A 25,882-nucleotide genomic window follows, 5' to 3' on the forward strand; every position below is an offset into this window, starting at 1 on the left:
GAATTAAGGGGATCAGTCGCGATGCAGGAACAAACAAACAGGCAGTTCTGGATGGGGGTGTTGGCGAGAGCGCAGCTGGAATCGCTGGAAGCCCACTGGGCGGGCCTGCCGGAACAGCCCGAATATCGCAAGGTACGCGCACCGGAGGTGGGGTTAGCCATGGTTCAGGGGCGTGCGGGTAGCGGTGGCCAGGCATTCAACCTGGGTGAGATGACCTTGTCCCGCTGTGTGGTGCAGCTTGATGACGGTACAGCAGGTTTTGGATACGTCAGGGGGCGTAGCAAGCGCCACGCAGAACTGGCCGCAGTGTTTGATGCGCTGTTACAGAACGACGATCGGTATGCCGCGCTAATGAGCGATTGTATTCAGCCCCTGCACGCGCAATGGACTGCCGATCGCAATGCCCTGTCGCGGGACGTAGCGGGCACCAAAGTGGACTTCTTTACCCTGGTCAGAGGAGAAGCGTGATGACCGCTATCAGCACCCATCACCTGTGGGTTCCGTATGCGAATCCGGTGCTTCAGTCACAACAGGCTTTCCGCAAACTGATGCGGGCAATGTCCGAGCCGGGCACCTGCGTCAGTTTTGACACCCTGTACGCCAGTGATTCGGGGCAGGCGTCGTCAACATCACAAACCGCTGCTTTTGCGACGGCGCTGACACTGCTGGATCAGGAAACCAGTGTCTGGATCAGCCCCGGTATCAGCAGCCCGGCACTGATCGATAACCTGCGCTTCCATTGTGGCTGCCGGCTGGCGGAAAACGCGTCAGAAGCCGACTTCGTGATGCTCAGCCTGAGTGAACTCAACGGTCTCGATCGTTTCAGCGCAGGCGAGGATATCAACCCTCATACCTCCGCGACCCTGATTGTCGAGGTACCTGCCCTCGAAGTGGCATCGGTAGATGAGGCGCATCCTGACCTGCTGGTGCTTTCCGGGCCTGGCATCAAGGCCCGTAAGGGAGTTCGGGTACAGGGACTGACGTCTGACCACCGCCGCTTGTTTGAAGACAACCACCAGCGCTACCCGTTGGGAGTGGATTTTATGCTGACGTGCGGTGCTGATCTGGTCGCACTGCCGCGTTCAACGCAGGTAAGCACGCTGACAAACCGCGCGGCAACCGCAGGGGAGGATACCCAATGTATGTCGCAGTAAAAGGTGGCGAAAAGGCCATTGATCACGCCCATAACCTGTTGGCGCGCCGTCGTCGGGGCGATACCCGGCAGGCCGCACTCAGCGTGGCGCAAATCAGGGAACAAATGAAACTGGCGGTGGACCGGGTAATGACTGAAGGCTCGGTCTATGACCCCGAGCTGGCGGCACTGGCCGTCAAGCAGGCCAGCGGCGATTTAATGGAAGCGATCTTCCTGCTACGCGCCTATCGGACGACCTTGCCCCGGCTGGCTGTGACCTCGCCGGTCAATACCGGCGACATGCTGGTGCAGCGTCGTATTTCCGCCACTTTCAAGGATGTGCCAGGTGGGCAAGTGCTTGGCTCAACCTACGACTACACCCACCGTCTGCTCGACTTCAAGCTGCTGGCTGAGGGCGAGGCAGAATCTGACGTGGCTGAACGGGCCTCGTCGGAAGAACCTGCCGCCGCAGACGAATCGGTGGCGCCGTGCCCCCGGGTACTGGAGATGCTTAACAGCGAAGGCCTGATCGAAAGCGCAAAGCCTGAGAACGAGCAGCCGGGGGATCTGACCCGTGAGCCGCTCGATTATCCCGCAGATCGTGCTATACGGCTGCAGGCGCTGGCGCGCGGCGACGAAGGCTTCCTGCTGGCGCTGGCTTACTCCACGCAGCGTGGATATGGCCGTAACCATCCATTCGCCGGTGAGATCCGTCAGGGTTATGTGGCGGTTGAGATTGTGCCCGAGGAACTGGGATTTGCCATCGATATTGGCGATATCGAACTGACCGAGTCCGAAATGATCAACCAGTTTGTGGGCTCCAAAGACCGCGCGCCGCAGTTTACCCGTGGATACGGGCTGGGCTTCGGTCAATGTGAACGCAAGGCCATGGCCATGGCGCTGGTCGACCGTTCCCTTCGTGCCGCCGAGTTCGATGAAGAGCGTGATTCACCTGCCCAGAACGAAGAGTTTGTGCTGTCTCATTGCGACAACGTTGAATCCAATGGCTTTGTCAGTCACCTGAAACTGCCTCACTACGTGGACTTCCAGTCCGAGCTGGAATTGCTGCGCAAACTGCGCAAGGAGTTCGAGGAGCACGGCAGCAACCGGCCCGCCGCAAAAACCAATACAGCAACCACCGCCACGGAGGTGACGTCATGAATGCTGATCGCCACGAACATGTGAGCAGCGAAACGGCGAGCCCGGAAGGCTACAACTTCGCCTACCTCGACGAGCAGACCAAACGGATGCTGCGCCGGGCATTGCTAAAGGCCGTTGCGGTGCCGGGTTATCAGGTGCCGTTCGGGGGCCGGGAGATGCCATTGCCCTACGGGTGGGGCACGGGCGGTATTCAGGTGACGGCGGCGGTCATCGGTAGCGATGACGTGTTAAAGGTGATCGACCAAGGCGCGGATGACACAACCAACGCGGTCAGCATCCGGCGCTTCTTTGTCACCACCACCGGCGTGGACACCACTGAGAAGACTTGCGACGCCACGGTGATTCAGACCCGCCATCGGATTCCCGAAACGCCGCTGAGCGAAGGCCAGATCCTGGTCTATCAGGTGCCGATCCCCGAGCCGCTGCGGTTTATCGAACCCAGCGAAACCGAAACCCGGAAAATGCACGCATTGCAGGAGTACGGCGTCATGCACGTCAAACTCTATGAAGACATCGCCCATTTCGGCCATATCGCCACCGCATACGCCTATCCGGTGAAGGTGAACGGACGCTATGTAATGGACCCGTCACCGATACCCAAATTTGATAACCCGAAAATGCACCAGTCACCTGCGCTGCAGCTGTTTGGTGCTGGACGGGAAAAACGCATCTACGCGGTGCCCCCTTTTACCGATGTGGAGAGTCTCGATTTCGAGGATTATCCGTTCGAGATCCAGCGCTGGGACCACCACTGCGATATCTGCGGCGCTTCGGAAAGTTTCCTGGATGAAGTGGTGACAGACGATCAGGGCGGACGCTTGTTTGTGTGCTCGGATACCGATTACTGCCGCACGCGGGTTGAGGCCGAAGGTGTTCAGGCGGCCGCATCGCCGGCAAAGACTCAGGAGGTGCTGTCATGAACCAACCTGCACAAACGATTGAGCGGACTACCGCTACTGAGCAGCCGGTGCTGAGCGTACGCAATCTCACCAAACTCTACGCGCCGGGCAAAGGCTGTCATGACGTCAGCTTTGATCTTCATCCGGGCGAGGTGTTGGGCATTGTGGGCGAATCCGGCTCCGGCAAAACGACGCTGTTGAAAACCCTTTCTGCGCGACTTGCGCCAGACAGGGGCGAGTTGCTGTACCTCAACAGTGAGCAGCAACTGATGGATGTCTACCAGCTACCGGAGTTCCGTCGGCGCCAGCTATTGCGCAGTGATTGGGGTGTGGTCCACCAGCATCCTCAGGACGGCCTGCGGATGCGGGTCAGTGCCGGGGCCAACATAGGCGAGCGGTTGATGGCGGTCGGTGATCGTCATTATCAGCAGCTTCGCAAACGCGGTCTCGAATGGCTGAAAGCGGTTGAGATTGACGAAGACCGGATCGACGACAACCCATCGACCTTCTCCGGCGGTATGCAGCAGCGATTGCAGATAGCCCGGAATCTGGTGACCCATCCGCGCCTGGTCTTCATGGATGAGCCGACAGGTGGGCTGGACGTGTCGGTGCAGGCAAGGCTGCTGGACCTGCTGCGCAATCTGGTGATGGACATGAACCTGTCTGTGGTCATCGTCACCCACGATCTGGCGGTGGCGCGTTTGTTGTCGCATCGGCTGATGGTAATGCGGCGGGGCGAAGTGGTGGAGCAGGGGCTGACCGATCAGATTCTGGACGACCCCCAGCATCCCTATACCCAGCTTCTGGTGTCATCGGTGCTCGCGCCATGATGGCCAGCCAACACTCAGCAGACAGGCGATCGGATTACTTATGACTGCAATGATTGATGTTCAGAATCTGACTAAAACCTTCACGCTGCACAATCAGGGCGGTGTCAGCTTCACCGTACTGGATAACGTGTCGTTTCAGGTCAACGCCGGCGAATGTGTCGCGCTGCACGGTAATTCTGGCAGTGGCAAGAGCACGCTGATGCGCTCGCTTTATGCCAATTACAAGGTCCACAGCGGCCAGATATGGCTGGGTAGCGGTGATGAGCGGATCAATATCGCCGTTGCCGAGCCTCGCGACATTCTCCGCCTGCGTGACCAGACCATCGGTTATGTCAGCCAGTTCCTGCGGGTCATTCCACGGGTCAGCACTCTGGATGTGGTGATGGAGCCATTGCGTCGCAAAGGCGTGGGCCGGGAACAGGCCAGTGCTGCAGCCAAGGCGCTGCTGGAACGCCTGAATATTCCGGAGCGCCTTTGGAACCTGTCGCCCTCAACTTTCTCGGGTGGGGAGCAGCAGCGGGTCAATATCGCACGGGGCTTTATCGCAAAGCTGCCGATCCTGTTGCTGGACGAGCCGACAGCCTCGCTGGATGCCGCCAACCGTCAGGTGGTGATCGAACTGATCACGGAAGCCAAGGCGAACGGCGCCGCCATTGTCGGCATCTTCCACGACGACGATGTACGCAGTGATGTTGCGGATCGACTGATTGATATGACCTGAGCCCGGATACGGGGTCGGGGTTGCCGGAGGATAAGGATATGGAACAGCAAGTACTGACGAACGCCCAGGTGGTGCTCGCCGACGAAATGGTCACCGGTACGGTTGTCATCGGTGCTGATGGCACTATTGCCGATATTACGACCGGCCGCTCGCAAGCGCCGGGTGCCATCGACTGTGACGGGGACTATCTGGTGCCCGGTATGGTCGAACTGCACACCGATAATCTCGAAAAGTATTTCACGCCGCGCCCCGGGGTTACCTGGCCTGCGCGCTCAGCAGTAACCACCCATGATGCCCAGATTGTCGCCGCCGGGATTACCACCGTGTTTGATGCGTTGTCGCTGGGTGATGTGATGCAGAACAGTCGTCGGCTGGACAACTTGCAGACTATGGTTTCAGCGCTTCACAGCGCTGAGAATGATCGTATCCACCGGGCTGATCACTTTCTGCACCTGCGCTGTGAAGTCAGTTATGAAGGCACACTGGAATTGTTTGAGTCGCTGGTCGATCATCCGCTGGTTCGGCTGATTTCCATCATGGATCACTCGCCCGGACAGCGGCAGTTCGCGAAAGAAGAAAAATACCGCGAGTATTACCAGGGCAAATACGGCATGACGGATGCGGAGCTGGAGCAGTTTATTGTGCGCCAGAAAGCCGCCAGCGCCCAATTCAGCGATAGCTACCGTTCCACTATTGTAGAGGGCTGTCGTCAGCGCAGGATTCCAGTGGCGAGTCATGACGATGCAACCGTGGATCACGTTCAGGAATCGGCGAGCTATAACATGGCTGTGGCTGAATTCCCGACAACAGTCGAAGCGGCTCGTGCATCCCATGATCGCGGTCTAAGCGTGTTGATGGGGGCGCCGAATATCGTCAGGGGCGGGTCCCACTCAGGTAACGTCGCAGCAGCTGATCTGGCCGGCGCAGGGGTGCTGGATATCCTGTCATCCGATTATTATCCTGCCAGCCTGCTGGATGCTGCATTCAAACTCGTCGAGTTGGATAACGACTATGATATGCCTAAGGCAATGCGTACCGTGAGCACAACACCGGCGCGCTGCGTCGGGCTTGGAGACCGAGGGGTGATAGAGCAGGGTAAACGTGCAGATCTGATCTGGGTCAAGCGGGACACGCATCCGTTGATCCGGCAGGTGTGGAAACAAGGCCAGAGGGTATTCTGAATGACGGAAGCGAACAGGCCGACACCGGGAAAACTGTTCTACGTGGTAGGCGCTTCCGGTGCTGGCAAGGATTCGATTATCGCCGGCTTTCGAGAGAAGCTCAGACAGGAGCATGGCTGCCGGGTGGCCCATCGCTATATCACCCGCAAGCCAGACCCGGAAGGCGAAGATCACGTCGCGCTGACGGATGAGGAGTTCCATCAGCGGCGGATTCTAGGCGAATTCTGCATGGCATGGACGGCGAATGGGCACCAGTATGGTATCAGCACCGAAATTGATCGCTGGCTGGCTCAGGGGCTGAATGTGATCGTCAATGGATCGCGGGCTTATCTGCAGGACGCCATCGCCCAGTACGGTCCGCAACTGGTGACGGTCTGGATAAAGGTCGACCCGTCGGTGCTGCGTGATCGGCTCACCGCCCGTGGCCGGGAGTCTGCCGTGGCGATCGAACAGCGGATTACCCGTGCCGCTTTACTTGATGATGTTATTCCTGCATCAGCACGGGTGCTGACCAACGATGGCCCCTTGTCAGAAGCCGTTAGTGGCTTGCTGGCTATTGTCGAAGGGCAGGAGCCTGCTCCCGCTGGCGCCGCCGCTCAATGAAGCTGACATTTCTGGGGACTGGCGATGCCCGCCAGGTGCCGCTTTACGGCTGCCAGTGTTGTGCCTGTGAGCGGGCACTGAAGCAGCCGGAATACCGGCGCACCGCTTGCAGTATCAGTCTGGAACATAACAGTGCCAGAATCCTGATCGACGCCGGTCAGCATGATTTGCGAGAGCGGTTTCCGCCGGGAACAGTGGATGCCATCTTACTGACCCACTACCACATGGACCATGTGGCGGGGCTGTTTCCATTGCGATGGGGTGTGAACTGCGAGGTTCCGGTTTTTGGGCCGGATGATCCGGATGGCTGTGATGACCTGTTCAAGCATCCTGGCATTTTGCAGTTTCAGACGCCCCAGCCGCTGTTTCGACGTTTCGATGTTGAAGGGCTCGGCTTCTATCCTGTTCCGTTGAACCACTCCAAACTCTGTCAGGGCTATGGCATTGACGCCGCCGGCGTGCATATCGCCTATCTGACCGACACGGTTGGCTTACCCGACGAGACGGTGGCGTTTCTGCAGGCGTGGCAGGTGGAACTGTTGATCATCGATTGTACACACGCACCGGAGCAGTCATTGCCGCGTAACCACAATGACTGGAATGAAGTGAAACGGCTGATCGATATACTGAAGCCTAAGAAAACCCTGCTAACGCATATAGGCCACGAAATGGATTGCTGGCTGATGAACAACCCGCTGCCGGCGTCTGTCTCGGTCGCACGGGATAACATGCAGTTGTCGCTTTGATGTGAGGGAACTGCCGGATCAGGACCAAGCTTGATCCGGCAGTGAGTCGTTTCAGCTTGTCGGTGTCGTACTTCCACTTCCACCGATGACAATCTTGCGATTGCCCGCTCCCGGAAGCGTTGTCAAAGATTGCGCGCGGGCGGTGTCCAACCCGTAATCCTTATCCTTGATGGTACTGACAAAGCGCCAGTCTGCGCGCGCTTCGTCAGGCGTGAAGGTCACCATCATGTAGCCCCGCTGGTTCACGTTCACGTATTTAAGATCGTCCACCAGCAGGGCGATAGCCTGCTCGGCGCCGGCAATCTGGTCTTCAGGCAAACCGAGGTATTCTTCCAGCCCGGGAGAGCTGACCGATGAGGTCGCAAACTCGACGCCAACCTGTTCACCACCCACCGTTTTCAGATCGCTGGCCCAGGCGTTGTGCGTGTCGCCTGCCAGTACCACCAGATTCTTGTTGGTGGCGCGGGCCGTTTCCAGCAGTGTCTCACGTTCGTAGACGTAGCCGTCCCAGGCATCCAGGTTGTAGGGCAGGACGGTTTCGACGCGTGCAATCTCGCCTGCTGTCAGGCTGGGATCGCCCTGCAGGTAGCGTGCTTTGAGAATTGCGAGTTCCTGAAACAGCGCCAGTATGGCCGGACTGGGGTCCAGAAAGCCGCTCAGCAGTTCGGCCGGCAGGTTCATGCGTCCCATGAGCACCTGCTGGCCCAGTACCTGCCAGGTTGCGGTTGAGCCGCCTATTGCATTTTGCACCCAGCCCAACTGCTCCGCGCCCAGCATGGTGCGGTTGCTATCGGTCAGGTCGGCAGTGAAGCGGGCGCTATCAATGCCTGAGCCCGTGAGGTAGTTCGCGTAGGATAACTGCTCGTCGCGCCCGATAATGCGGGTGTCCATCATGTGCAGAGACACCAGGTTGCCGTAGTTGAAACTACGGTAGATGACGGATTCGTTGCCCTCGGAAACCGGCCGTATCGGCGTCCACTCGAAATAGGCCTGCAATGCACCCAGCTTGCGGGCCGTGTAGTCGCCTTCATCCGCATTGTGGTTTTCGGCGCCTTCACGCCAGGCATCGTTGGCTACTTCGTGGTCATCCCACACGGAGATAAACGGGGCAGCGGCATGGAGGTTTTGCAGGTCCGGATCGCTGCGGTACAGCGCATAGCGCTTGCGGTAATCTGCCAGTGTCAGGAGTTCGTTACTGTTGTCAGCGGGCAGTGTGCGGCCAAGCGCTTCGGCATCTTCAGTTGCGTAGCCTCCCGCACCGTATTCATAGATGTAGTCGCCCAGGTGAATAACCGCGTCCAGCTTCTCTTCCTTGGCGGCCTCGGCGTAAACATGGAAATAGCCGGCAGGGTAATTGGCGCACGACATAACCGCGAAGCTGACTTCGCTTACATCGCCAGCAGGTAGCGTGCGGGTGGCGCCGGTTGGTGATGTCTTGCCTGCCGCCCTGAACCGGAAGTAAACCGTTTGCCCCGGGGCGAGATTGCGCACGTCAACCTTGACGATAAAGTCGTGCGCAGCGTTGGCTTGCGTGCTGCCAGAGTGGGTCAGGCTGCTGAATCCGGCGTCGGTCGCGACTTCCCAGTCAACGGTGACCGGATCTGCGTTTTCCGGCTTTACTCGGGTCCAGAGCATGATGCCATCCTGAAGCGGGTCGCCACTGGCTACGCCGTGGGTGAACGCAACGCTCCGGTCATCGTCATCGCTGGACGAAAGGCAGCCTGCCAGTCCTGTTGATATCACCACTGCGCCCATACTGAGGGCCGATGCTTTCAGAAAATCCCGTCTTGAAAGTGGTTTCATGTCTGATCCTGTACGCGGTTGTTTTTTATAGCTCTGGTGAGCAGGAATGGGATTCTGGCAGGCGATTGTTACAGGCCCGCGACCTCCGTTTCGCTTGATTGCCCAAGGCATGTTTGATGTGGCTCAACGCTAGCAGCGGTTTGCCCGAAGTGCAGTGTCAAACGGCGCCAGATGTAGTTGCTGATTGCGCCATCCTCTTCAAACGAGAGGTGGATCCGAATTGCACTGAAAAGCCAGACTGGGGGATATCTATAAAAAGATCGGCCAGAATTTTGCCGTAAAAGACAAAAGAATTGTCTTGGGAGGCCAATGCCAGGGATGAAATACCATTGTTTTGTCTGTTTGTTAACCAGTTTCCATTTCCGGAACCAGTACTTTTGTTAGGTTGGTCTGGTAGTTGTCAGACAATATAAGAAGTGCAGTTCCAGAAGTTATAACAACAAAGACAACAAACATGACAAAGGGAATGACAATGGACAAGGTCTCAACCGGATTTGGGCAATTTCTGCCCGCTCTTACTCTTAAATCGTTCTTCAAAGCATCTGCTGCATTGGTACTGGCGGCAACCCTGACCGGGTGCGGTGGTGCCGGCAGTCTGCTGAGCAACCCGCGGGTGACTGACGCAGACAATGATCAGGTCGTCACGCTGGGTGATTCCATATTCGCGCTGTCGGGAAAACTTCAGGATTTCCTGGAAGACAAGGCAGGCCAGACGTTCCGTCGCTATACGCTCTCTGGAGCTGAATTGTCGGGTGGTTTTCTGGCCACCTCCGTGGTTGATCAATACAGTGTTGCCCGCTCGGACAACCCCAACATCGATACGATTGTGATGGACGGTGGTGGGAACGATATCCTGATTCCTGCGATAGCGCTGGATCCGGAAAACTGCAAAACCCAGTGGTATCAGTTCGGTCGCCTTAGCTCCAAGTGCAAGGCGTTTATCGATGACATCTACGTCGAAGCGGTAAACCTGCTGAATGACATGAATGCCGATGGCGTCGATAACGTCATCTACCTCGGGTACTACTACACCAAGAATGGCATTTTCCTGCTCGACAGCATGGAAGAGGCGGTTGATTACGGGGATATGCGTCTTTCCCAGGCGTGCAGCAACAGTGTCGTAAACTGTCAGTTTGTTGATCCTCGCTCGTCAATCAATGACAGCGATATCATCATCGACGGCATCCACCCCGATACTGGTGGCTCCAGGAAACTGGCGAATCTGGTTTGGCCAAAACTGCAGCCCTTATTGTAAGTGTCCCTGGCAGGCGACGATGCATGTCGTCGCCTGCTTCTCTACTCCAATCAGTGACAGATCCACACTATGAAGCGAATCGTTCTGGCAGCCGGCGTTGTAGTGGCGTGTGCCGCGGCGGCATTCGTGACGTCTCCTCTTTTCAGCAAGATGGTCGGTGAGATGCCTGCCGATCAGGTTTCAGAACCGGCCAGTGAGCCGCCCGTTAATGCAGCAGCCCTGAGTGCAAATACCCAACCCGCCACGGCGGCGGATTCCTCAGCGCTGGACTCGGCTACCCGGCGTTATATTGATGAACAGGCGATTGCGCTGTTGAAAGCCTACGGCGAAACCATTCAGAGCAAGCGAACCCAGGCCATGTTGCTGGACACGTTAAGCGATGTTCTGGCTCGGTACCCTGACAATGGCTGGGTGATTTTTGCCAGCATCGTGCAGACTGCGTTTCCTGACTATGCCGCAGATATCCTGGTGACTGTGAAACGCATGGCCGAGTATGAGTATTGGCTTGCCGAGAACCAGTTGGCGCTGTCAGCGCTATCCGAGATGGAGCGTAACGGCGCACTCTGGAGCAAGCGACGCGCAATGTTTGGCGATGATGCGGCCATTATCTGGGCCGATGAACAGGAAGCCTGGGCTCAGAAACAGCAAAAGGTGCAGCAGGCTATGCAAGCGCTGGATCAGTCGAAGATCAACTCGTTGGATGAGACTCTGTACCAGCTCAAGACCGCTTTGGATGAAACCTATGGCGCGGGCGTACAGGCTGCAGCGGTAAATCAGGGGGTCGTGGCTCAGACTTATTTCGGTTTTGAATCAGTGCAAAGCAAACTGCGGACAATGTCGCCGGAAGCGCGGCAGCAGAAAATCAATGATATGCGCCGGCAAATGGGTTTTTCCGAGGCACAGGTGGACAACCTTGCCAAGCACGATGCGCGGCGCGAAAAGCGTTGGAATAACGGAAATGCGTACATGGAAGAGCGCAACCAGTTGGCGCAGAATCTTCAAGGGCCGGAGCTCGATAAGGCTGTTGAAGATCTCCGTCAGGAATACTTCGAAGCAGAGGCTGAAACCATCCGCAAAGAAGAAGAGAGCGGTTTTTTCCGATACGAACGGCCGAGGCTTTACGGAAGAAACTGATCTGGTTTTAGCTTGCAGCTCCTTTTCAGCGCAGGCTCTGACGACTCTGGGGTTGAGCTGTACGCCCGATTTCTGGGCGTTCTGCCAGCAGCTCGTCAAAGCGACAGGGACGATGCAAGCCGAATCCTTGCAGGTAATCAACCCCCATCTCGCCAAGTAGTGTCGCGGTTTCGTCGTTTTCAACAAATTCTGCGATAGTGATTTTGTCCAACGTGTGACCGATATCGTTAATCGCCCTGACCATAGCCAGATCAGTGTCATCTGTGGCGATGTCCCGCACAAAAGCACCATCAATTTTGAGGCAATCGACAGGCAAACGCCGAAGATAGCTGAACGAAGACAGACCGGTACCAAAGTCATCCAAAGCGAAGGTGCAACCGAGTTTTGAAAGCCGGGCCATAAATCGCTCTACATCCACAAGGCTATGGACAGCAGCGGTTTCAGTGATTTCGAAGCATAATTTGTTTGCTGGCACTCTATAACGCTGTATCTGATCTACAACGTAGTCAGCGAAGTCTGCCTGATCGAATGAACGCCCTGAAAGATTAATGTGGCAGGCCTCCAGAACCTGGAGATGATCCGGTGTTTCTGACAGTTTGCGAATGGCTTCAGCAATTACCCATCGATCAATCTTGCTGATTACACCAAATTTTTCGGCCGCGGGAAGAAAAGCAGAGGGAGGCACAACATCGCCGGCTTCATTCGTTAGCCTGATCAGGACCTCATATCGAAGCCCGTGCGATCCCCCGTTTGAAGTGGCAGGAGAAATAATCTGTGCGTCCAGGAAAAAACGGTGCTCTTTTAGTGCGCTCTGGATGCGGTTGAGCCATTCCATTTGTCCCCGCTGGGCGACTAGTTGCTGGTCGTCCGCTGTCGAAACGTAGACACGGTTGCGGCCTTCATCCTTTGCCATGTAGCACGCGATATCGACGGCTCGCATCAAGCTGTTAATGTCGGCAGTCTCTTCGGTGATGGGGATAACGCCAATGCTACAACCAATGGCATGGTGTTCTTTTTCCCACCTGAATGCTGTTTTCTCCAGAGTGCTGCGTAGTTTTTCTGCAACCGTTGCTGCAATCTCCAGGCTGCAATTTTCCAGAATAACGCCAAACTCATCTCCGCCCAGCCGAGCCAGAATATCGCCTTCGCGCAGCGCTTCACGGGACACTTCGGCGACCTGACGAAGCAACTGATCACCGGCGCTATGTCCTGAGGTGTCGTTAACCACTTTGAATTGATCAAGATCGATAAAGAGCAGCGCATGATAACTATTATCTGCCCGGGCACGGTTGAGTGTTCTGACAAGGCGGTATTCGAAAGCCCTGCGATTCAGCAGGCCGGTAAGAGAATCGTGGGTTGCCTGGAAACTGAGCTCGCTGGCCAGTCGCCGCGATTCTGAAATATCTTCGAGCATGACAATGAGGTAGGTTTCGGCATGAACGGTGTTTCTCACCATCGAAACGGTCAGCCGGGCCCAGAGATGATCGCCACTTCCTTTCAGCATGCGCTGCTCAACGGTGTAGCTATTACGTGTTCCTTCCAGTACCTGATGGTATTGCTGTTGGCCGAGTTCCCAGTCGTCAGGGTGAACCAGAGACTTGTAGGAGGCACTCATCACGCTGTCAAAAGAGCGCTCGAGAATAGTGCAGGTTGCCGGGTTGATATCGACGATGCGCCCGGCGAGATCTAACTGGGTAATACCTACGGCGGTCTGAGCGAAGATGGCGCTGAACTTCTGCTCGGTTCTTCGCAACTCTCGCATAAGTCGCCATGCCAGCAGCCATGCCAGCGATGCCAACAATGCAAGATAAACGGTACTGGCAATAGAAAGAAAGGAAGCTGACCAGCGCGCGGCTTCACCCATTGCAAGCCTGAACTTCAACGTGAAATTCTGAAGCTGCAGGCTGATATCGGCCAGTTGGGATTCCAGGGCTTTGATGCGTGCCGGATCAGTGTCGGCGGCTTCCCATTCCTGCTGAAGTGCTTCGCCGATTTGATTGAGTCGATCCAGGTAGGGGTCAGAATCTCGCCAGACTTTTGCGGCCTCTTTGAACGCTCCGAAATCGGAGAAGTAACGGAATAGCCAGATCATACGATCGACGTTATCGGGATGGTTCTGACCATCCAGAAAATATTGTCTCGCGGCATCAAGGTCCAGCGTCGGTGCCAGAGCCGCGATTCTGGCATCCCTGTCGGCCAACAGAATTCCGAGCGCTCGCTGTGCAATCCGTAGCTGCTCGGTGTTACCAGTCTGGGCGTATTGCTCAAAGTGCACTGCAGTGCGTACCTGGGCTCTTGACCAGATGCTCTGGCCACTGACGTAGGCGGTAATGCCGGCTTGAATCTGGACGACGGCGACCGTGCACAATACGGCGAGCAGCACCAGAATGACCAATCCTGCGGTCAGGCCCGCAATTTTTAACCGCCGGTGGGGTTTCATTGTGCTTTCTTTTGTTGTCATTGGTATTTCTACGATGTGTCGAGTCGTTTGTTTCACACCACTGGGAAAACGTTCGGTTACTAATGAACCTTAGTACCAAATTGCTTTTTTTGCGGGCTCGCTTACAAATTTCCACAGGGCTGTCATCATGCTTTAGAGCACTCTATGCTGACTCGTCGTTGGCATGTTTTTACCTTCATCTCAGCTGATCTTCGAAGGAGGGCGTTATGGCAGGCGGATGGTCAAAAGACGGCGCGGTTCAGGATCAGATTGATAGCACCGTAAAAGATGGGCTCGAGCGAGCCCGCAGCCAGCTTCCGGCAGGTGAAAGTCTGACCCACTGCGAGGAGTGCGATGCGGAAATCCCCCAGGCGCGGCGTGAAGCGCTTCCGGGGGTTCGGTTGTGCGTGGCGTGTCAGAGTCAGCATGACAAAGAACAGACGGCGGTTAGTGGTTATAACCGCCGTGGGAGCAAAGATAGTCAGTTACGCTAAAGGCCGGTTTGGAAAAAGTGGGCATGCCCCGTTGTTTTGGCCTCAGAACGGGTTGCGGGCGTCCAGTACATTCTGCAGTGAAATGGCCGGAAAGGCCGGTGGTAATGTGTGGGCACTTTGGTCCTCGCTGATCCAGATCTGGCTCGGCCATTGTGGAATACCGCACACCAGCTGATAGTCCGATGTATCTGTTTTGGCGAGCAGATACAGGGATGCGGGTAACCAGGCATTGTCACCATTGGGCATATCCGCGCTGATGGTGATGTCAGTCGGCGAGATCTGGTCAATGGTTTTGGAGCCGTTTGCCGGGAGTGTGTATATTCCGGTGTCGCCAGGAGCAGTGGGGGCCGGTGATTCGGTCGACGCCAGTTCGGGGATGATGAGCTCAAAAAACATGTCAGAGCCAGCATCTTTGACTGTCGCGGTTGATACAACAAGAAGGATGGATGTCACTCCGTCTGCGGGCATGATGCAATCTCCTTTTCCGTGGATGGACAAGGGCAAATCCTGAATACCCCCTGTGAGATTAGGTCTGGATGCGCCGCAAAACAAGTGGGGATCTGCCCGCGAACCGGAACAACAGGTCTGGTTGGTGGCTTGGGGCGTCAGTTTCTGGACAGTGACGTGAATCTGCAATCGGTGTGGCGAGACGGATTCCTCTCAACGAGAGGCCGCTGGCCCACAGGGGGCCAGCTTGTTGTGAGCTGTCCTGACTCAGTCGAAGGTGCCGTTTACTGCATGCACAATGTCCGAAAAGGATTTTGCACGGGCCATACTCTCCAGCGAGATATTCAGCCGCAATGCCACATCACTGGCTGAAATCAAGCCGCGCAGACAGCTTCTGTCGGGGTGTTCACTATCATTCTCGAAGATCAGGAAGTGCTCCGACTGAGCCTGATTGAAGGTTTCGACTATATCGCCCACCTTCACGTTACGCAGGTGCCGGGTATGGATGCTCGGCAACTGGCTGGTGCGCTGCATAATGTCTTTGACCTGAACTGCATCAAGCCTTACCGACATGGCGTGTGCCTTGGCCAGCGCCTTTTTACCCAGAAAATCCTTGAGAGTGATGATCCCGACGAATTCGCCGGCACGATTGACCACCAGCTTTATCGATTCCTCTGTGGTCCTCATCAACGCGCGGGCGTCGTGAAGGGGGAGATCGCCACTGATGACCGATGGGCGGGAAGCCCTGAAATCGACCATGACTTCAGTTGCCGGGTCGTCCAGTGTCAGTGATGCCTGGGTGTCAGGGTAGGCGATTCGAGGGCTGCCCAGTAGTTCTTCGGTAGGGATGTTGCGGTACGGCGTGTTGAGTGCTGCGTTCATGGTATTCCTCACAAATCCTGGTTTGCAGAAAGCTGATCTGTCAGGTCGGTACAAGGTGTTGACGGCTCAACATAGGCTGTGAGCCATAGTCGGTACCAACCGGTCAGCGGGTAGTGCGCAATATCAGGCTGTGTGAGGAGGGCCTTGCGGTAATACCGGATAACTCAGGATCCGTGGGCGAATGCCAGGGTCGTCAGCATAATCCGATAGGGGCTCGCTTGCGGAAACGGCCAGTACGGAGAATGTATCGGGGGTAGGTGGTGCTGCATCCAGCGGAGCGGATGACGGATCGTCGCCGGATATATCGACACTGTAACCGACCGCCATAGGCGCGCCCGGAAGGCTGACGGACTTTGATAGCGTCATGCCCAAAAACAGCAGTGTGATTATCGTCGCCAGTAAAGTAGCGCGATACGTCAGTGCGCTCGTCATCATGAAACCTGCTTTTCGCTCCTTTAACTCAAAGCGTTCCAATTGCTATAACTCAGTATAGGCACAAAAAAGGGCGGCTGAATACCGGGAATACACTTACAAACCGTCTTGTTGATTTATCCATTCGCAGCAACAACCTGAGCGCATTTTGGATGTTGCACCGGGTTGATGCAGGTGGCCCAAATTTGCATTGATAAGGTGCGCAGTTGCACGACGATAGCGTTGATTGAATGTGCAGTTGTGCAATGCGCACAAATTCAAGGCGTGTGACGGGATGAAATGAACGCAACAGTGGCTTCTGGCACAGGCATTGCCAATGTGGATAACAGATACTGAAAACGCCACTGGAGAAAACACTGATGAACCATTCACCGACACCCGAAGAGCAGGATTATCCGCTATCGGCAGTGCCTCTTTCAGCGAGGAAAAGCCTCTGGTCCATGGGGCTGGTCCTGCTGGGATTTACTTTCTTTACAGCGACGATGTGGGCCGGTGGGACAGTCGGCACAGCGTTCGACTTTTCATCGATGCTCTGGGTGCTTGCCATCGGCAATCTGTTGTTGGGACTTTACGCCGCAGGGTTGGGCTATATCGCAGCAAAATCCGGCCTTAACACCGCGTTGATGAGCCGGTTTGCTTTTGGTCAGATCGGCAGCAAGTTGTCTGACATTATCCTCGGGTTTACCCAGATCGGCTGGTATGCCTGGGGAACGGCCACCATGGCCATGTTGCTGGTGAAAATGACAGGCCTGTCCGAATCCTGGACGCTGCCATTGATGGTGGTATTTGGCTTCGGCTTCTGTATCAGTGCCTTTATCGGCTACAAGGGATTGGAGATGCTGTCCCGCTTTGCGGTGCCGGCGATGATTATCCTGATCGCTGTCAGCATGACGATTGCGACATCGGATGCAGGAGGGCTGGCGGGACTGACTGCGATAGCCCCCACCAGTGATCTCAGTATCGCTGCGGCGATCACACTGGTTTTCGGTACCTTTGTGAGTGGCGGCACCCAGGCCACTAACTGGACGCGGTTTGCCCGTTCCGGGAAGTCGGCAGTCTGGGCAACGCTGGCTGCGTTTTTCGTGGGTAATGGCTTGATGACACTGGTCGGGGCCTTTGGCGCTCTGGTCTATCAACAGGCGGATATCGTCGACATTATGGTAGCCCAAGGGTTGGCCACGCTGGGTATCCTGATGCTGTTTCTCAACCTCTGGACGACTCAGGACAACACGGTTTATAACTTCGCGGTGGCTGGCTGTAACCTGCTGCGAACACGTCGGCGCAAGATGGTTACCCTGGTAGGTGCTGGCATTGGCACCCTGCTGGCTGTGCTCGGTATGTATGAGTGGCTGATTCCCTTCCTGATTCTGCTGGGGACCTTTATTCCCCCCATTGGTGGCGTGATCATGGCTAACTTTGTTGTCGCTTACCGGGGCCGGTATCCGGACATTGCACAGGCGCCGCTGCCTGCGTTCAATTATATCGGGCTGGCAGCCTACGGAGTGGGATCATTTGCGGCTTATACGTCGCCCTGGGTTGCACCGGTGGTGGGCGTGATTGTAGCGGGGATGGCCTATACGCTCTTTTTCATTGCCTGTGACGGCGTTAAGGCGCGCCGTGAATCCCAGGTGAATGCGACGTAAATTATGGCGTTAACCTGTGACCAGATACCGCATCTCCCGGGCCTGGATGCGATCAGGCTGAGGGCAGGCGCTTGCGGTCTGCAACGACGGATCCGCTGGCCCTACGTGGCGGAGAATCGCTCCTTCAAACCCTGGGTTAAAGGTGGTGAGTTGGTTTTTGTCACCGGAATTGGCCGCCACCGGAGCCCTGATAATCTCTCGGAATTGCTTTATGAGGGAATTGAAGCAGGCATTGCGGGACTGGTTATTTTAACCGGCGACGCTTATATCGGTCAGCTACCGTCGACCCTGATGAGACTTGCGGATGATCTGGAGCTTCCGCTGTTGGAACAACCTTACTCGTTGCCGATGGTCACGGTGACCGAGGTTATCAGTCGAGAGATTATCGCCGCCGAGCAACGCACAGCCGTTCCGGAACCGGCAGCGTTGAGTGTCCGGTTGCAGGCCCGGATCGGTAATCCGGAAGCTTTGCGCCAGTTGATTGCACCTTGCGTTGGTCAACAGCTTGATCTGCTTGAGCAGTTGTCCCCGATGCTTGATGCCTGGCTTGTTAACGGTGGCAACCTGACAGCGACGGCCGCGGCACTCGGCAGCCACCGCAACTCGGTCAGATACCGCCTCAATAAACTCTTTCGTTTGACGGGCCTCAGTCCGTCAAGTGTGTCAGACATGGAAACGCTGATTTTAGCGCGGGCGCTATTGCGCGCGCACAGCGACACAACAGACATCGGAGATGCCCCGTAATGTTCCAACCCAATGCCATTACCAACGCTCGTCTGAGTGGCCTTGACGGCCTGCACAGGATACGGATCCAGGAGGGTCGTTTTGCGGATATTCAACCGCTGGGTGAGCGGGCCCCCGTGGAAGACAACGAACTGGATGCCGGCGGCAACCTGGTTTGCCCGCCGTTCGTAGAGCCTCATATCCACCTTGATGCCGCACTGACTGCGGGGGAACCCCGCTGGAATCGCAGCGGCACCCTGTTTGAAGGTATCGAATGCTGGTCTGAGCGCAAACCAATGCTCACACACGACGATGTCATCAACCGGGCGGAGCAGACCCTCAAACTGTTTGCGGCTCACGGTATTCAGTATGTCCGGACCCATGTGGATGTGACCGACCCGACACTGACCGCACTGAAAGGCATGCTGGAGGTGCGTAAACGGGTTCGGAATTTCATCGACCTGCAGATCGTAGCGTTTCCTCAGGAAGGTATTCTGTCATTTCCCAACGGTATCGAACTGATGAAACGGGCCGTGGCGTTGGGTGCTGACGTTGTAGGCGGGATACCGCATTTCGAGTTTACCCGTGACTACGGTGTCGAGTCGGTACAGAAACTGATGGCTCTGGCGGAAGCAACCGACAGCCTTGTGGATGTGCACTGTGATGAAATTGATGACCCCAATTCGCGCTTTCTGGAGGTATTGGCTGCAGAAGCGCTGAAGCGTGGATACGGTGAGCGCGTGACCGCCAGCCATACCTGTGCGATGCATTCCTATAATGAGGCCTACTGCAGCCGGTTGTTCCGCTTGTTACAGAAATCCAATCTGCGCTTTGTTGCCTTGCCGACCGAAAACCTTCACCTGCAGGGCCGTTTTGACGGCTATCCCAAACGCCGTGGCATCACGCGGGTGCCAGAATTGCTGGATGCGGGCCTTAAAGTTGCGATGGGCCAGGATTCGATACGAGACCCCTGGTATCCGATGGGCAATGGCAACCTGCTGCGTACGCTGGACGTGGGGCTGCACGCCTGTCATATGCTCGGTACGGATCGGATTGAAACATCGCTGGAGATCATCACTCACAACGGCGCTGCTGTTCTGAATCTGGACCAGTATGGCATCGAAAAAGGTTTGCCTGCCCGTTGTGTTGTACTCCACGGAGCCACGCCCTATGACGTGTTGCTGAACCAGTCACCTGTGATGGCGTCGGTTCGTGACGGCAGAGTACTGGTCTCCCGGGAGCCCGCGGTGATGACCGTTGAGGGCTGGGAGCACTCACCTGCTCAATGATGGGTATCCGCAGGCTGATCGCCTGCGGCGCTTTTTGTCATTGCGGTTTCGGCGGCAGTGGCACTAGAGTAAGCGACGACTCTGATTTAACCGGAGCTTGCTGTATGTCTGCCAAAAAGCACCCTGCTCACGCCATCAGAATGCCTCTGGATGGGCCTGCGCCTGAACTCCAGGCCCCTGAAATGGCGGCCTCTCGGCTGGCTGAGTTCATCCGGCGTTACCCCAATCTCCTTGTTCTGACCGGTGCTGGTGTCAGCACCGATTCCGGCATCCCCGATTACCGTGACGGAGACGGCGCCTGGAAACGTCGGCAGCCGGTTCAGCATCAGGAATTCATGAACCGTTCAGATGTGCGCCAGCGCTACTGGGGGCGTAGCCTTATCGGCTGGCCGATGATCCGGAATGCCAAACCCAACCCGGCCCATTTTCATGTGGCTGAGCTTGAACGCCGAGCGCACTGCAGTCTGGTGGTAACCCAGAATGTTGATCGGCTGCATCAGCGGGCCGGCAGTGATCGGGTCACGGATCTTCACGGTCGGGCGGATCAGGTGCTCTGCATGGACTGCGGTTATCGCTGCGACCGGGATGAGGTGCATGCGCGTTGCGCTGACCTTAATCCTGCGTTCGGCGCCTACACAGCGGAAGCCGCACCGGACGGCGATGCGGATCTGGAGGTGGATTTTGAAAGCTTCAGAGTTGCGAATTGCCCCGCCTGCGGCGGAATCCTCAAACCGGATGTGGTGTTCTTTGGTGATTATGTTCCCAAACACCGGGTAACCGCTTCTCTGGATGCGCTCAAGTCCAGCGATGGCCTGCTGGTTATCGGATCATCATTAATGGTGTATTCGGGTTTTCGTTTCTGCCGCTATGCCCGGGACTGGCACAAGCCTATCGCAACCCTGAACATGGGGCGCACCCGCGCTGACAGCATCGTCGATCTCAAACTGAATGCCCGTATTGGCGAAACGCTGGCTGCGTTAACGGCCGGCTGAGCAAACCGGTTATATCAGTCTTAAATTCCTGCGTTCCTGCGTCTGCTTTCGTTGAACTGGCCTATAGTAAACAAGCAGCCCGCGCAGTTGTCGTCGGGCCCTGATGCTGTGATTGAAGGAGACAGTGACATGCGTTGGCGAGGCAGGCGACAAAGTTCAAACGTTCAGGACCGGCGGGGAGAGTCACCGGGCTACGCATCTTCGGGCGCGGGCGCCATGGTGTTGCTGCGTTTCTTGCCGATGATGCTGAGAAGTAAAGTCGGGCGCATTGTGCTGGTGGTGGCCGTTGTCGTGATTGTCGGCAGCCGGTTTCTGGGCATTGATCTGCTACCAATGTTGTTTGGCGGTGGCGGTACCAACACCGAACAGTCTTCGCGCGAGCTGACCCCTCAGGAACAGGAGATGACGCAGTTTGTTTCAGTGGTGCTGGCCGATACCGAGGATACCTGGCAAACCGTTTTTAACCAGCTTGGCGGACATTACCAGGAACCGACGCTTGTGCTGTTTTCGGGTCGGGTAAACTCGGCCTGTGGCACAGCCAGTTCGGCTGTCGGGCCGTTTTACTGTCCCGGAGACAAACAGGTTTATCTGGATCTTTCCTTTTTTCAGGATCTGAGCAGCCGTTACGGGGCGCCGGGCGATTTCGCCCAGGCCTATGTGATCGCCCACGAAGTGGGACACCACGTACAAACCTTGCTGGGTATCAGCGAAAAAGTGCAGCAAGCCGGGCAGGGCAGAAGCGAAGCTGAGGTCAATGCTCTGTCTGTGCGCCAGGAGTTACAAGCCGACTGTTTCGCCGGTGTCTGGGGGCATCATGCCAGGACCGAACGTCAGTTGCTGGAAGAAGGGGATCTGGAGGAAGCGCTGACCGCTGCATCCTCCATCGGGGATGACCGCTTGCAGAAACAGGGCGGCGGGCAAGTCGTGCCGGACAGTTTTACCCATGGCAGTTCGGAACAGCGCGTGCGCTGGTTCAGGAAAGGATTCGAGTCCGGTGATGTCAACGTCTGCGATACCTTCACCGCCAATTCACTCTAGGCGCGGCTGGCGGGCATGTGGATGGTCACGTTAACAGTGCCGTTCAATCCGTTTCCTGTTTGATCTGTTCATGGTCATGCTTTTCAGTCTTTTCGAGCTTCAGGCCGGTCACAAACACCGTTCTGGGTTTATCCAGTTGCGTGGTGAATATAACCAACCTGCGAATATCGTCCATATCCATTTCGCGGGTTGCGGGCGCAGTTTTAACCGCGTCCAGGCGAATGTGGAAATGATTGACGCCGGGCTTGAGAGTCAGCTTGGTGTTATAGCGATCTTCGAAGGCATTATCGCCCCGGTCGTGTGCCAAATCGTTGATGCGCAAACTGAGCGTTATTGGCGTTGAGGCGGGGTTGTACATTGCAATGTACAGGCGATCATAATCTGTCCAGTTTGCCGGCAGGTTATGCAACGTGGTGCCTGAGTAGTGGTCCGTGCTCAATTTCAGCCTGAGGCTGTAGCGGGCATTTTCTGTATGTTGCTCCGCCAGCCACACATCCCCGCTCCAGTAACGCCAGGCACCGGTGGTGTTGAAGTCGTAAACCAGGGGCAATTGGTGGGCAATCCGGTATTGCTGGCGAGCGACATCGAATACCGCTTGAAGCTGAAATGCCAGCAGCAGGATCGCGCCGGCCCGCATCAGCCATTTAATGGCGAGGTTGATTGGTGCGGGGGCGTTGTTGAACGAGAGCGGACTCACCCATGACATCACCAACCACATGCCAATCAGGTTGCGGAACACATCCTGAATATCACTCTGGCGACCCAGGTCGCCCTGAAGCAGCTCAATGATACAGCCCGCGATCAATGCCGCTGTAGTGCTGGCCAGCCACAGGCGCCATCCATCCAGCCACTGGTGGGGTCGAATGGCGAGCGTCAGTGTTCCAAAGAACAGAATGTGACCGAGATTCCACGCCGACTTGTACAGGGGGTCAGAGGCCCAGTCGGGGCCACCCACGAAGAAGAAGGGAAGTAGCACTGCTACTGCGCACAGCGCCAGGCGCTGGCTCAGTCTGCCACTGAGAAATGCCAATTGGGTCACCACACTGAATTTGTATAAAAGCCGCTGGCGCTTTGAGTTCCGTCAGGAATCTGTGAACAGGGTTCGGGCCAGGTTTCTTGTTTGGGCCTTCCAGATGCCTTATGTCAGCCGTTTGGAATCCGGCCACTATCACACCACGGATTGATGTCTGTCGTCACTATACCCTGAGTTAAAATTATAACCCATTAATAATCATACACTTGCTTGAGTGGCTGGCGGTGGCCGGTTTTTTGGGGAGACGGGAGTCAGTTGTCCAGCATCGCCAGCAGCGAGCCATCGCTGTGATAGACATCGGGTCTGAACGAGATTTCCCCTGCCTGATTGGCTTCTGCGGTCCAGTACGCCAAAACAACATAAACGCCTTTGGGCAGGTGCACATTGCGGGATAAGCCGGATGCCTTGGCCGCTTCAAATTGTGCCATCTGTTCAGCCGACCCGCTGGCAAACAGCTTGCGGGTTAGCTCCATTGCACCCTCTACCCGCACGCAACCGGAACTGTAAAACCGCTGCGATGTATTGAATAGTCCGGAGGAAGGCGTGTCGTGCAGGTACACAGCGAATGGATTGGAAAACCGGATTACCACCTCACCCAGTGCGTTGCCGGGGCCGGGGTCCTGCTTCAGTGACAGGTTCTTCGGGTTTTGCCAGTCGACAACGAGCGGATCCAGTTCGTCGCCGGTCGAGTTGTAGACCCGGATATTGCGTTTGCTCAGGTAAAGAGGGTCACGCATGATCGACGGCAGGGCGTCTTTCAGGAAAATGCTACGTGGAATATTCCAGGTAGGGTTGACCGTGACGTGCGTAATCATGGATTTAAGTTCGGGGGTTTCCCGCGTGGGCCTTCCGACCTGAGCCCGGCCGGTCCAGCTCAGCTGTCCCTTTTCGTAGAGCTCCAGACGAGCTCCGGCAATATCCACCAGCAACAGGTTGCGATTCGCATCCCGCCCCATGTCCTGTGCCAGCCAGCGCAGGCGTTCCAGATTGGCCTTGATCTGCTCCAGGCGCTCGGCCGGCGTGACATTGAGGGCCGCCAGCGTACCTTTGCCCACCTTGCCGTCAACCTCAAGGCCATGCCGTTGCTGAAACGCCTCCACAGCAGCGGTCAGCTGTGGATCAAATCGTTGAGCTGCGGCTACAGAGGCGGCTGAAGGTGAAGCGGCGTCGGTGGCCTGTGTGGGTGAGGCGGTGACGGGCATCGCGATATAGCGTTCGGCCTCCAGGCGCGCCCGCAGTGCCATGACGCGATCTGACAGATCACTTTCTTCAAGTGTTGGCCCGGGAGGCACTTCCGGCCACTGTGACGGCAGATTATCGCGTGCTATGCGATAGGCATTGCGCAGGTTCAGATAGCGGGGTAGCTGCGGACGCGCTTCATTAAAGGCAAGCGGCAGATCCGACAGCCCTTGAAGTGCAATGGTCACAAGTTGAGCTGGCTGCGGCGGACGGGTGAACTGCGGCGCCTGCCAGACGGCGTCAGTGCCCTGTATGCGGGCTCTGCCGTAATGCAGGTCTGAAAGCGCCAGCAGGTAAGCATCGGTCGCAAGCTTGATATCGCAACGCCCTAACTGCCCCCATGTGGCCAGGTGGGAACGGGCATGGGCCAGCTCTTCAAAGTGGTAATCGAGCGGATCAAGGCCGTCGTCAGCAACTGCAATCAATTGGCTTAATAAAGCATCCAGCTGCGCAGGATCACGCCAAAGCGCCAACCCCTGTGTCTGCAATTCGAATTGAGTCAATGCTTGCTGATGAAACTCGGAGATAGCCGGCAGGGTTTCGCAGACATCGGGATCGATTCGATGCAGGGCAAGAGCAGTCGGCGTCCATGCGAGAAACAATGGCAATATCAGAGCGCATCTCAGGAAGCGTTGCCAAACGCTCTGTTTTGTATGAAATTTGTACAATTGAATTGGCATCACGCAAATCCTTGTTAGAATGCGCCATCCTTGGCCTGCAATCTCGTGCGATCGATCGCCAGCTTCTCTTAGTTCCGATCGTGGCCAAATTGCACCGAAAACTATAGAAACCGAGTTGCTTAAAAAATAATCAGCCTGTTTATCTAGTCTAGTACGTTGGTTCAGAAATCCAGACTACCTCGGCGAGATTTAAGAATTCAATAGCCCTGCGCGTTCAGTGATCTGATCGCCCAGTCTGATCACTTTAATGTCTGAAAGGTAAAGCAATGACGAACAAACGCCCCTGCAGTCTGTTGGCAATCGCAATGAGCGTTCTGTTTGCATTCCAGTTTTCTGCGTCGGCTCAAGCCGGCGTTTTCAACGATGCCCTGTTGGCCAATCTGAGCAAGTCGGCGCCCAACCTGAACAAGGGCGTGCTGAAAAATGCGCTGCAGGCATCTCAGTGCGCTATCAGCAGCGGCCTCGAACAGCCTCAGCGCTTGGCCGTAATCGATTTTTCGCTGCCGTCAACCGAGCGGCGACTCTGGATTTTTGATCTGAAATCCGGGGCGCTGGTGCTGCGTGATCTGGTGGCTCATGGCAGGAATTCCGGTGACAACATGGCGACTGCGTTCTCCAATGTAGAGGGCAGTCACCAGTCGAGCATCGGGCTGTTTCAGGCCAGTGAAACCTATCGCGGCAAGCACGGCTATTCGTTGCGGCTGGATGGTCTGGAGTCCGGCGTTAATGATCTCGCCCGTCAGCGTGCCATTGTGATTCATGGCGCCGATTATGTTGATCCGTCCTGGATCGCAAACTATGGCCGTATCGGTCGCAGCCTGGGGTGCCCGGCAGTAAGCCAGAAAATCATCCGCAGAGTCGTGGATAACCTCAAAGGCGGTCAGTTTGTTTTTACCTATTACCCTGACCAGAAGTGGTTGCAGTCGTCTGACATGTTGCATTGTGGCCGGGCGCAGATGGCCGGTGCAGACCATGCTGACATCGAGGACAATGGCCGTATCTGATTTCCCTACCCCATGGTAGTCGACAATCTTGGCCGACAACCGTAACCGGCAATCGCAGCACTGGCTGACTTTCGTTAGACT

At 56.3% G+C, this 25,882-nt stretch carries 25 protein-coding genes; 18 read left to right on the forward strand and 7 right to left on the reverse strand.

Annotation, left to right across the window (positions count from 1 at the left end):
- Positions 1 to 21: 21 nt before the first annotated feature.
- Genes phnG through phnP form a run of 9 tightly spaced genes read left to right on the forward strand, consistent with a single transcriptional unit; the run spans position 22 to position 7,273 of the window.
- Positions 22 to 468 (forward strand): phosphonate C-P lyase system protein PhnG, encoded by a 447-nt coding sequence (gene phnG, locus ACUN9X_RS07490; RefSeq protein ID WP_260036188.1) that lies wholly within the window; start codon positions 22 to 24, stop codon positions 466 to 468.
- On the forward strand, positions 468 to 1,154 hold the full coding sequence (gene phnH / locus ACUN9X_RS07495; protein WP_260036187.1) for a phosphonate C-P lyase system protein PhnH: 687 nt from the start codon (positions 468 to 470) through the stop codon (positions 1,152 to 1,154). Before phnG ends, phnH begins: the two co-directional genes overlap by 1 nt.
- Positions 1,139 to 2,293, forward strand: coding sequence for a carbon-phosphorus lyase complex subunit PhnI (locus tag ACUN9X_RS07500; protein ID WP_445472669.1), 1,155 nt, complete (start codon positions 1,139 to 1,141; stop codon positions 2,291 to 2,293). Before phnH ends, ACUN9X_RS07500 begins: the two co-directional genes overlap by 16 nt.
- On the forward strand, positions 2,290 to 3,213 hold the full coding sequence (locus ACUN9X_RS07505) for an alpha-D-ribose 1-methylphosphonate 5-phosphate C-P-lyase PhnJ (protein WP_445472670.1): 924 nt from the start codon (positions 2,290 to 2,292) through the stop codon (positions 3,211 to 3,213). The genes ACUN9X_RS07500 and ACUN9X_RS07505 overlap by 4 nt, the downstream gene beginning before the upstream one ends.
- Positions 3,210 to 4,022 carry a phosphonate C-P lyase system protein PhnK gene (gene phnK / locus ACUN9X_RS07510; protein ID WP_445472671.1) on the forward strand — a complete coding sequence of 271 codons (813 nt, stop codon included), beginning with the start codon at positions 3,210 to 3,212 and terminating at the stop codon, positions 4,020 to 4,022. The genes ACUN9X_RS07505 and phnK overlap by 4 nt, the downstream gene beginning before the upstream one ends.
- A 40-nt stretch (positions 4,023 to 4,062) precedes the next feature.
- Entirely contained in the window at positions 4,063 to 4,743 is a 681-nt protein-coding gene (gene phnL / locus ACUN9X_RS07515; RefSeq protein WP_445472672.1) for a phosphonate C-P lyase system protein PhnL, read from the forward strand.
- A 38-nt stretch (positions 4,744 to 4,781) separates the two neighbouring features.
- Entirely contained in the window at positions 4,782 to 5,924 is a 1,143-nt protein-coding gene (locus ACUN9X_RS07520) for an alpha-D-ribose 1-methylphosphonate 5-triphosphate diphosphatase (RefSeq protein WP_445472673.1), read from the forward strand.
- Positions 5,925 to 6,527 (forward strand): phosphonate metabolism protein/1,5-bisphosphokinase (PRPP-forming) PhnN, encoded by a 603-nt coding sequence (gene phnN / locus ACUN9X_RS07525; protein ID WP_445472674.1) that lies wholly within the window; start codon positions 5,925 to 5,927, stop codon positions 6,525 to 6,527.
- The gene (gene phnP, locus ACUN9X_RS07530; RefSeq protein ID WP_445472675.1) at positions 6,524 to 7,273 is read left to right on the forward strand and encodes a phosphonate metabolism protein PhnP; all 750 of its coding nucleotides are present in this window, start codon (positions 6,524 to 6,526) and stop codon (positions 7,271 to 7,273) included. Before phnN ends, phnP begins: the two co-directional genes overlap by 4 nt.
- A gap of 51 nt (positions 7,274 to 7,324) precedes the next feature.
- Here the strand turns inward: phnP and ACUN9X_RS07535 are convergent, their stop codons facing one another.
- Entirely contained in the window at positions 7,325 to 9,076 is a 1,752-nt protein-coding gene (locus ACUN9X_RS07535; RefSeq protein WP_445472676.1) for an alkaline phosphatase D family protein, read from the reverse strand.
- A gap of 454 nt (positions 9,077 to 9,530) precedes the next feature.
- On the opposite strand from ACUN9X_RS07535, the gene ACUN9X_RS07540 reads away from it, so the two are divergent.
- Together ACUN9X_RS07540 and ACUN9X_RS07545 are read left to right on the forward strand one after the other, a co-directional pair.
- Positions 9,531 to 10,331, forward strand: coding sequence for an SGNH/GDSL hydrolase family protein (locus tag ACUN9X_RS07540; protein WP_445472677.1), 801 nt, complete (start codon positions 9,531 to 9,533; stop codon positions 10,329 to 10,331).
- A gap of 69 nt (positions 10,332 to 10,400) precedes the next feature.
- Positions 10,401 to 11,465, forward strand: coding sequence for a hypothetical protein (locus tag ACUN9X_RS07545; protein ID WP_445472678.1), 1,065 nt, complete (start codon positions 10,401 to 10,403; stop codon positions 11,463 to 11,465).
- A 25-nt stretch (positions 11,466 to 11,490) separates the two neighbouring features.
- Here the strand turns inward: ACUN9X_RS07545 and ACUN9X_RS07550 are convergent, their stop codons facing one another.
- Positions 11,491 to 13,905 (reverse strand): putative bifunctional diguanylate cyclase/phosphodiesterase, encoded by a 2,415-nt coding sequence (locus ACUN9X_RS07550; protein WP_445472679.1) that lies wholly within the window; start codon positions 13,903 to 13,905, stop codon positions 11,491 to 11,493.
- Between the two features lie 227 nt (positions 13,906 to 14,132).
- On the opposite strand from ACUN9X_RS07550, the gene ACUN9X_RS07555 reads away from it, so the two are divergent.
- Positions 14,133 to 14,399, forward strand: a complete 267-nt coding sequence (locus tag ACUN9X_RS07555; RefSeq protein ID WP_260036171.1) for a DksA/TraR family C4-type zinc finger protein — start codon at positions 14,133 to 14,135, stop codon at positions 14,397 to 14,399.
- A gap of 42 nt (positions 14,400 to 14,441) precedes the next feature.
- Here ACUN9X_RS07555 and ACUN9X_RS07560 read toward each other — a convergent pair whose 3' ends face one another.
- The 3 genes from ACUN9X_RS07560 to ACUN9X_RS07570 all read right to left on the reverse strand — a co-directional run bounded on the left by ACUN9X_RS07560 (position 14,442) and on the right by ACUN9X_RS07570 (position 16,163).
- Positions 14,442 to 14,867: a hypothetical protein gene (locus tag ACUN9X_RS07560; protein WP_445472680.1), complete on the reverse strand. Its 426-nt coding sequence runs from the start codon at positions 14,865 to 14,867 to the stop codon at positions 14,442 to 14,444.
- 246 nt (positions 14,868 to 15,113) lie between these two features.
- Positions 15,114 to 15,728 carry a CBS domain-containing protein gene (locus tag ACUN9X_RS07565; RefSeq protein WP_260036168.1) on the reverse strand — a complete coding sequence of 205 codons (615 nt, stop codon included), beginning with the start codon at positions 15,726 to 15,728 and terminating at the stop codon, positions 15,114 to 15,116.
- Between the two features lie 123 nt (positions 15,729 to 15,851).
- On the reverse strand, positions 15,852 to 16,163 hold the full coding sequence (locus tag ACUN9X_RS07570) for a hypothetical protein (RefSeq protein WP_445472681.1): 312 nt from the start codon (positions 16,161 to 16,163) through the stop codon (positions 15,852 to 15,854).
- 356 nt (positions 16,164 to 16,519) lie between these two features.
- Between ACUN9X_RS07570 and codB the strand changes: the two genes are divergently transcribed.
- From codB to ypfJ, 5 genes are all read left to right on the forward strand, one after another.
- Positions 16,520 to 17,803 carry a cytosine permease gene (gene codB / locus ACUN9X_RS07575; protein ID WP_260036165.1) on the forward strand — a complete coding sequence of 428 codons (1,284 nt, stop codon included), beginning with the start codon at positions 16,520 to 16,522 and terminating at the stop codon, positions 17,801 to 17,803.
- A 3-nt stretch (positions 17,804 to 17,806) separates the two neighbouring features.
- Entirely contained in the window at positions 17,807 to 18,547 is a 741-nt protein-coding gene (locus tag ACUN9X_RS07580) for a PucR family transcriptional regulator (protein ID WP_445472682.1), read from the forward strand.
- Complete coding sequence (gene codA / locus ACUN9X_RS07585; protein WP_445472683.1) at positions 18,547 to 19,815, forward strand: cytosine deaminase; 1,269 nt, start codon at positions 18,547 to 18,549, stop codon at positions 19,813 to 19,815. Before ACUN9X_RS07580 ends, codA begins: the two co-directional genes overlap by 1 nt.
- A gap of 104 nt (positions 19,816 to 19,919) precedes the next feature.
- Complete coding sequence (locus ACUN9X_RS07590) at positions 19,920 to 20,807, forward strand: NAD-dependent protein deacetylase (RefSeq protein WP_445472684.1); 888 nt, start codon at positions 19,920 to 19,922, stop codon at positions 20,805 to 20,807.
- A gap of 129 nt (positions 20,808 to 20,936) precedes the next feature.
- Positions 20,937 to 21,845 carry a KPN_02809 family neutral zinc metallopeptidase gene (gene ypfJ, locus ACUN9X_RS07595; protein WP_445472685.1) on the forward strand — a complete coding sequence of 303 codons (909 nt, stop codon included), beginning with the start codon at positions 20,937 to 20,939 and terminating at the stop codon, positions 21,843 to 21,845.
- Positions 21,846 to 21,888: 43 nt separating this feature from the next.
- Here the strand turns inward: ypfJ and ACUN9X_RS07600 are convergent, their stop codons facing one another.
- The gene (locus tag ACUN9X_RS07600) at positions 21,889 to 22,875 is read right to left on the reverse strand and encodes a succinyl-CoA synthetase subunit beta (protein ID WP_445472686.1); all 987 of its coding nucleotides are present in this window, start codon (positions 22,873 to 22,875) and stop codon (positions 21,889 to 21,891) included.
- Between the two features lie 254 nt (positions 22,876 to 23,129).
- A complete protein-coding gene (locus ACUN9X_RS07605; RefSeq protein WP_445472687.1) occupies positions 23,130 to 24,797 on the reverse strand; it encodes a L,D-transpeptidase family protein in 1,668 nt (555 codons plus the stop codon).
- A 266-nt stretch (positions 24,798 to 25,063) separates the two neighbouring features.
- On the opposite strand from ACUN9X_RS07605, the gene ACUN9X_RS07610 reads away from it, so the two are divergent.
- Complete coding sequence (locus ACUN9X_RS07610) at positions 25,064 to 25,801, forward strand: murein L,D-transpeptidase catalytic domain family protein (RefSeq protein WP_260036156.1); 738 nt, start codon at positions 25,064 to 25,066, stop codon at positions 25,799 to 25,801.
- Positions 25,802 to 25,882: the final 81 nt, after the last annotated feature.

Source organism: Marinobacter sp. V032 (genome assembly GCF_052645435.1).

What these genes read in the sequence shown, in the direction of transcription:
- ACUN9X_RS07605 (WP_445472687.1), bottom strand. Translation starts at nt 24,797, where the DNA reads ATGCCAATTCAATTGTACAAATTTCATACAAAACAGAGCGTTTGGCAA.
- ACUN9X_RS07520 (WP_445472673.1), top strand. Translation starts at nt 4,782, where the DNA reads ATGGAACAGCAAGTACTGACGAACGCCCAGGTGGTGCTCGCCGACGAA.
- ACUN9X_RS07500 (WP_445472669.1), top strand. Translation starts at nt 1,139, where the DNA reads ATGTATGTCGCAGTAAAAGGTGGCGAAAAGGCCATTGATCACGCCCAT.
- ACUN9X_RS07580 (WP_445472682.1), top strand. Translation starts at nt 17,807, where the DNA reads ATGGCGTTAACCTGTGACCAGATACCGCATCTCCCGGGCCTGGATGCG.
- ACUN9X_RS07610 (WP_260036156.1), top strand. Translation starts at nt 25,064, where the DNA reads ATGACGAACAAACGCCCCTGCAGTCTGTTGGCAATCGCAATGAGCGTT.
- ACUN9X_RS07505 (WP_445472670.1), top strand. Translation starts at nt 2,290, where the DNA reads ATGAATGCTGATCGCCACGAACATGTGAGCAGCGAAACGGCGAGCCCG.
- phnN (WP_445472674.1), top strand. Translation starts at nt 5,925, where the DNA reads ATGACGGAAGCGAACAGGCCGACACCGGGAAAACTGTTCTACGTGGTA.
- ACUN9X_RS07545 (WP_445472678.1), top strand. Translation starts at nt 10,401, where the DNA reads ATGAAGCGAATCGTTCTGGCAGCCGGCGTTGTAGTGGCGTGTGCCGCG.
- ACUN9X_RS07570 (WP_445472681.1), bottom strand. Translation starts at nt 16,163, where the DNA reads ATGATGACGAGCGCACTGACGTATCGCGCTACTTTACTGGCGACGATA.
- codA (WP_445472683.1), top strand. Translation starts at nt 18,547, where the DNA reads ATGTTCCAACCCAATGCCATTACCAACGCTCGTCTGAGTGGCCTTGAC.
- phnG (WP_260036188.1), top strand. Translation starts at nt 22, where the DNA reads ATGCAGGAACAAACAAACAGGCAGTTCTGGATGGGGGTGTTGGCGAGA.
- ACUN9X_RS07540 (WP_445472677.1), top strand. Translation starts at nt 9,531, where the DNA reads ATGACAAAGGGAATGACAATGGACAAGGTCTCAACCGGATTTGGGCAA.
- ACUN9X_RS07550 (WP_445472679.1), bottom strand. Translation starts at nt 13,905, where the DNA reads ATGAAACCCCACCGGCGGTTAAAAATTGCGGGCCTGACCGCAGGATTG.
- phnH (WP_260036187.1), top strand. Translation starts at nt 468, where the DNA reads ATGACCGCTATCAGCACCCATCACCTGTGGGTTCCGTATGCGAATCCG.
- phnL (WP_445472672.1), top strand. Translation starts at nt 4,063, where the DNA reads ATGACTGCAATGATTGATGTTCAGAATCTGACTAAAACCTTCACGCTG.
- ACUN9X_RS07535 (WP_445472676.1), bottom strand. Translation starts at nt 9,076, where the DNA reads ATGAAACCACTTTCAAGACGGGATTTTCTGAAAGCATCGGCCCTCAGT.
- phnK (WP_445472671.1), top strand. Translation starts at nt 3,210, where the DNA reads ATGAACCAACCTGCACAAACGATTGAGCGGACTACCGCTACTGAGCAG.
- ACUN9X_RS07560 (WP_445472680.1), bottom strand. Translation starts at nt 14,867, where the DNA reads ATGCCCGCAGACGGAGTGACATCCATCCTTCTTGTTGTATCAACCGCG.
- ACUN9X_RS07590 (WP_445472684.1), top strand. Translation starts at nt 19,920, where the DNA reads ATGTCTGCCAAAAAGCACCCTGCTCACGCCATCAGAATGCCTCTGGAT.
- ypfJ (WP_445472685.1), top strand. Translation starts at nt 20,937, where the DNA reads ATGCGTTGGCGAGGCAGGCGACAAAGTTCAAACGTTCAGGACCGGCGG.
- codB (WP_260036165.1), top strand. Translation starts at nt 16,520, where the DNA reads ATGAACCATTCACCGACACCCGAAGAGCAGGATTATCCGCTATCGGCA.
- ACUN9X_RS07555 (WP_260036171.1), top strand. Translation starts at nt 14,133, where the DNA reads ATGGCAGGCGGATGGTCAAAAGACGGCGCGGTTCAGGATCAGATTGAT.
- phnP (WP_445472675.1), top strand. Translation starts at nt 6,524, where the DNA reads ATGAAGCTGACATTTCTGGGGACTGGCGATGCCCGCCAGGTGCCGCTT.
- ACUN9X_RS07565 (WP_260036168.1), bottom strand. Translation starts at nt 15,728, where the DNA reads ATGAACGCAGCACTCAACACGCCGTACCGCAACATCCCTACCGAAGAA.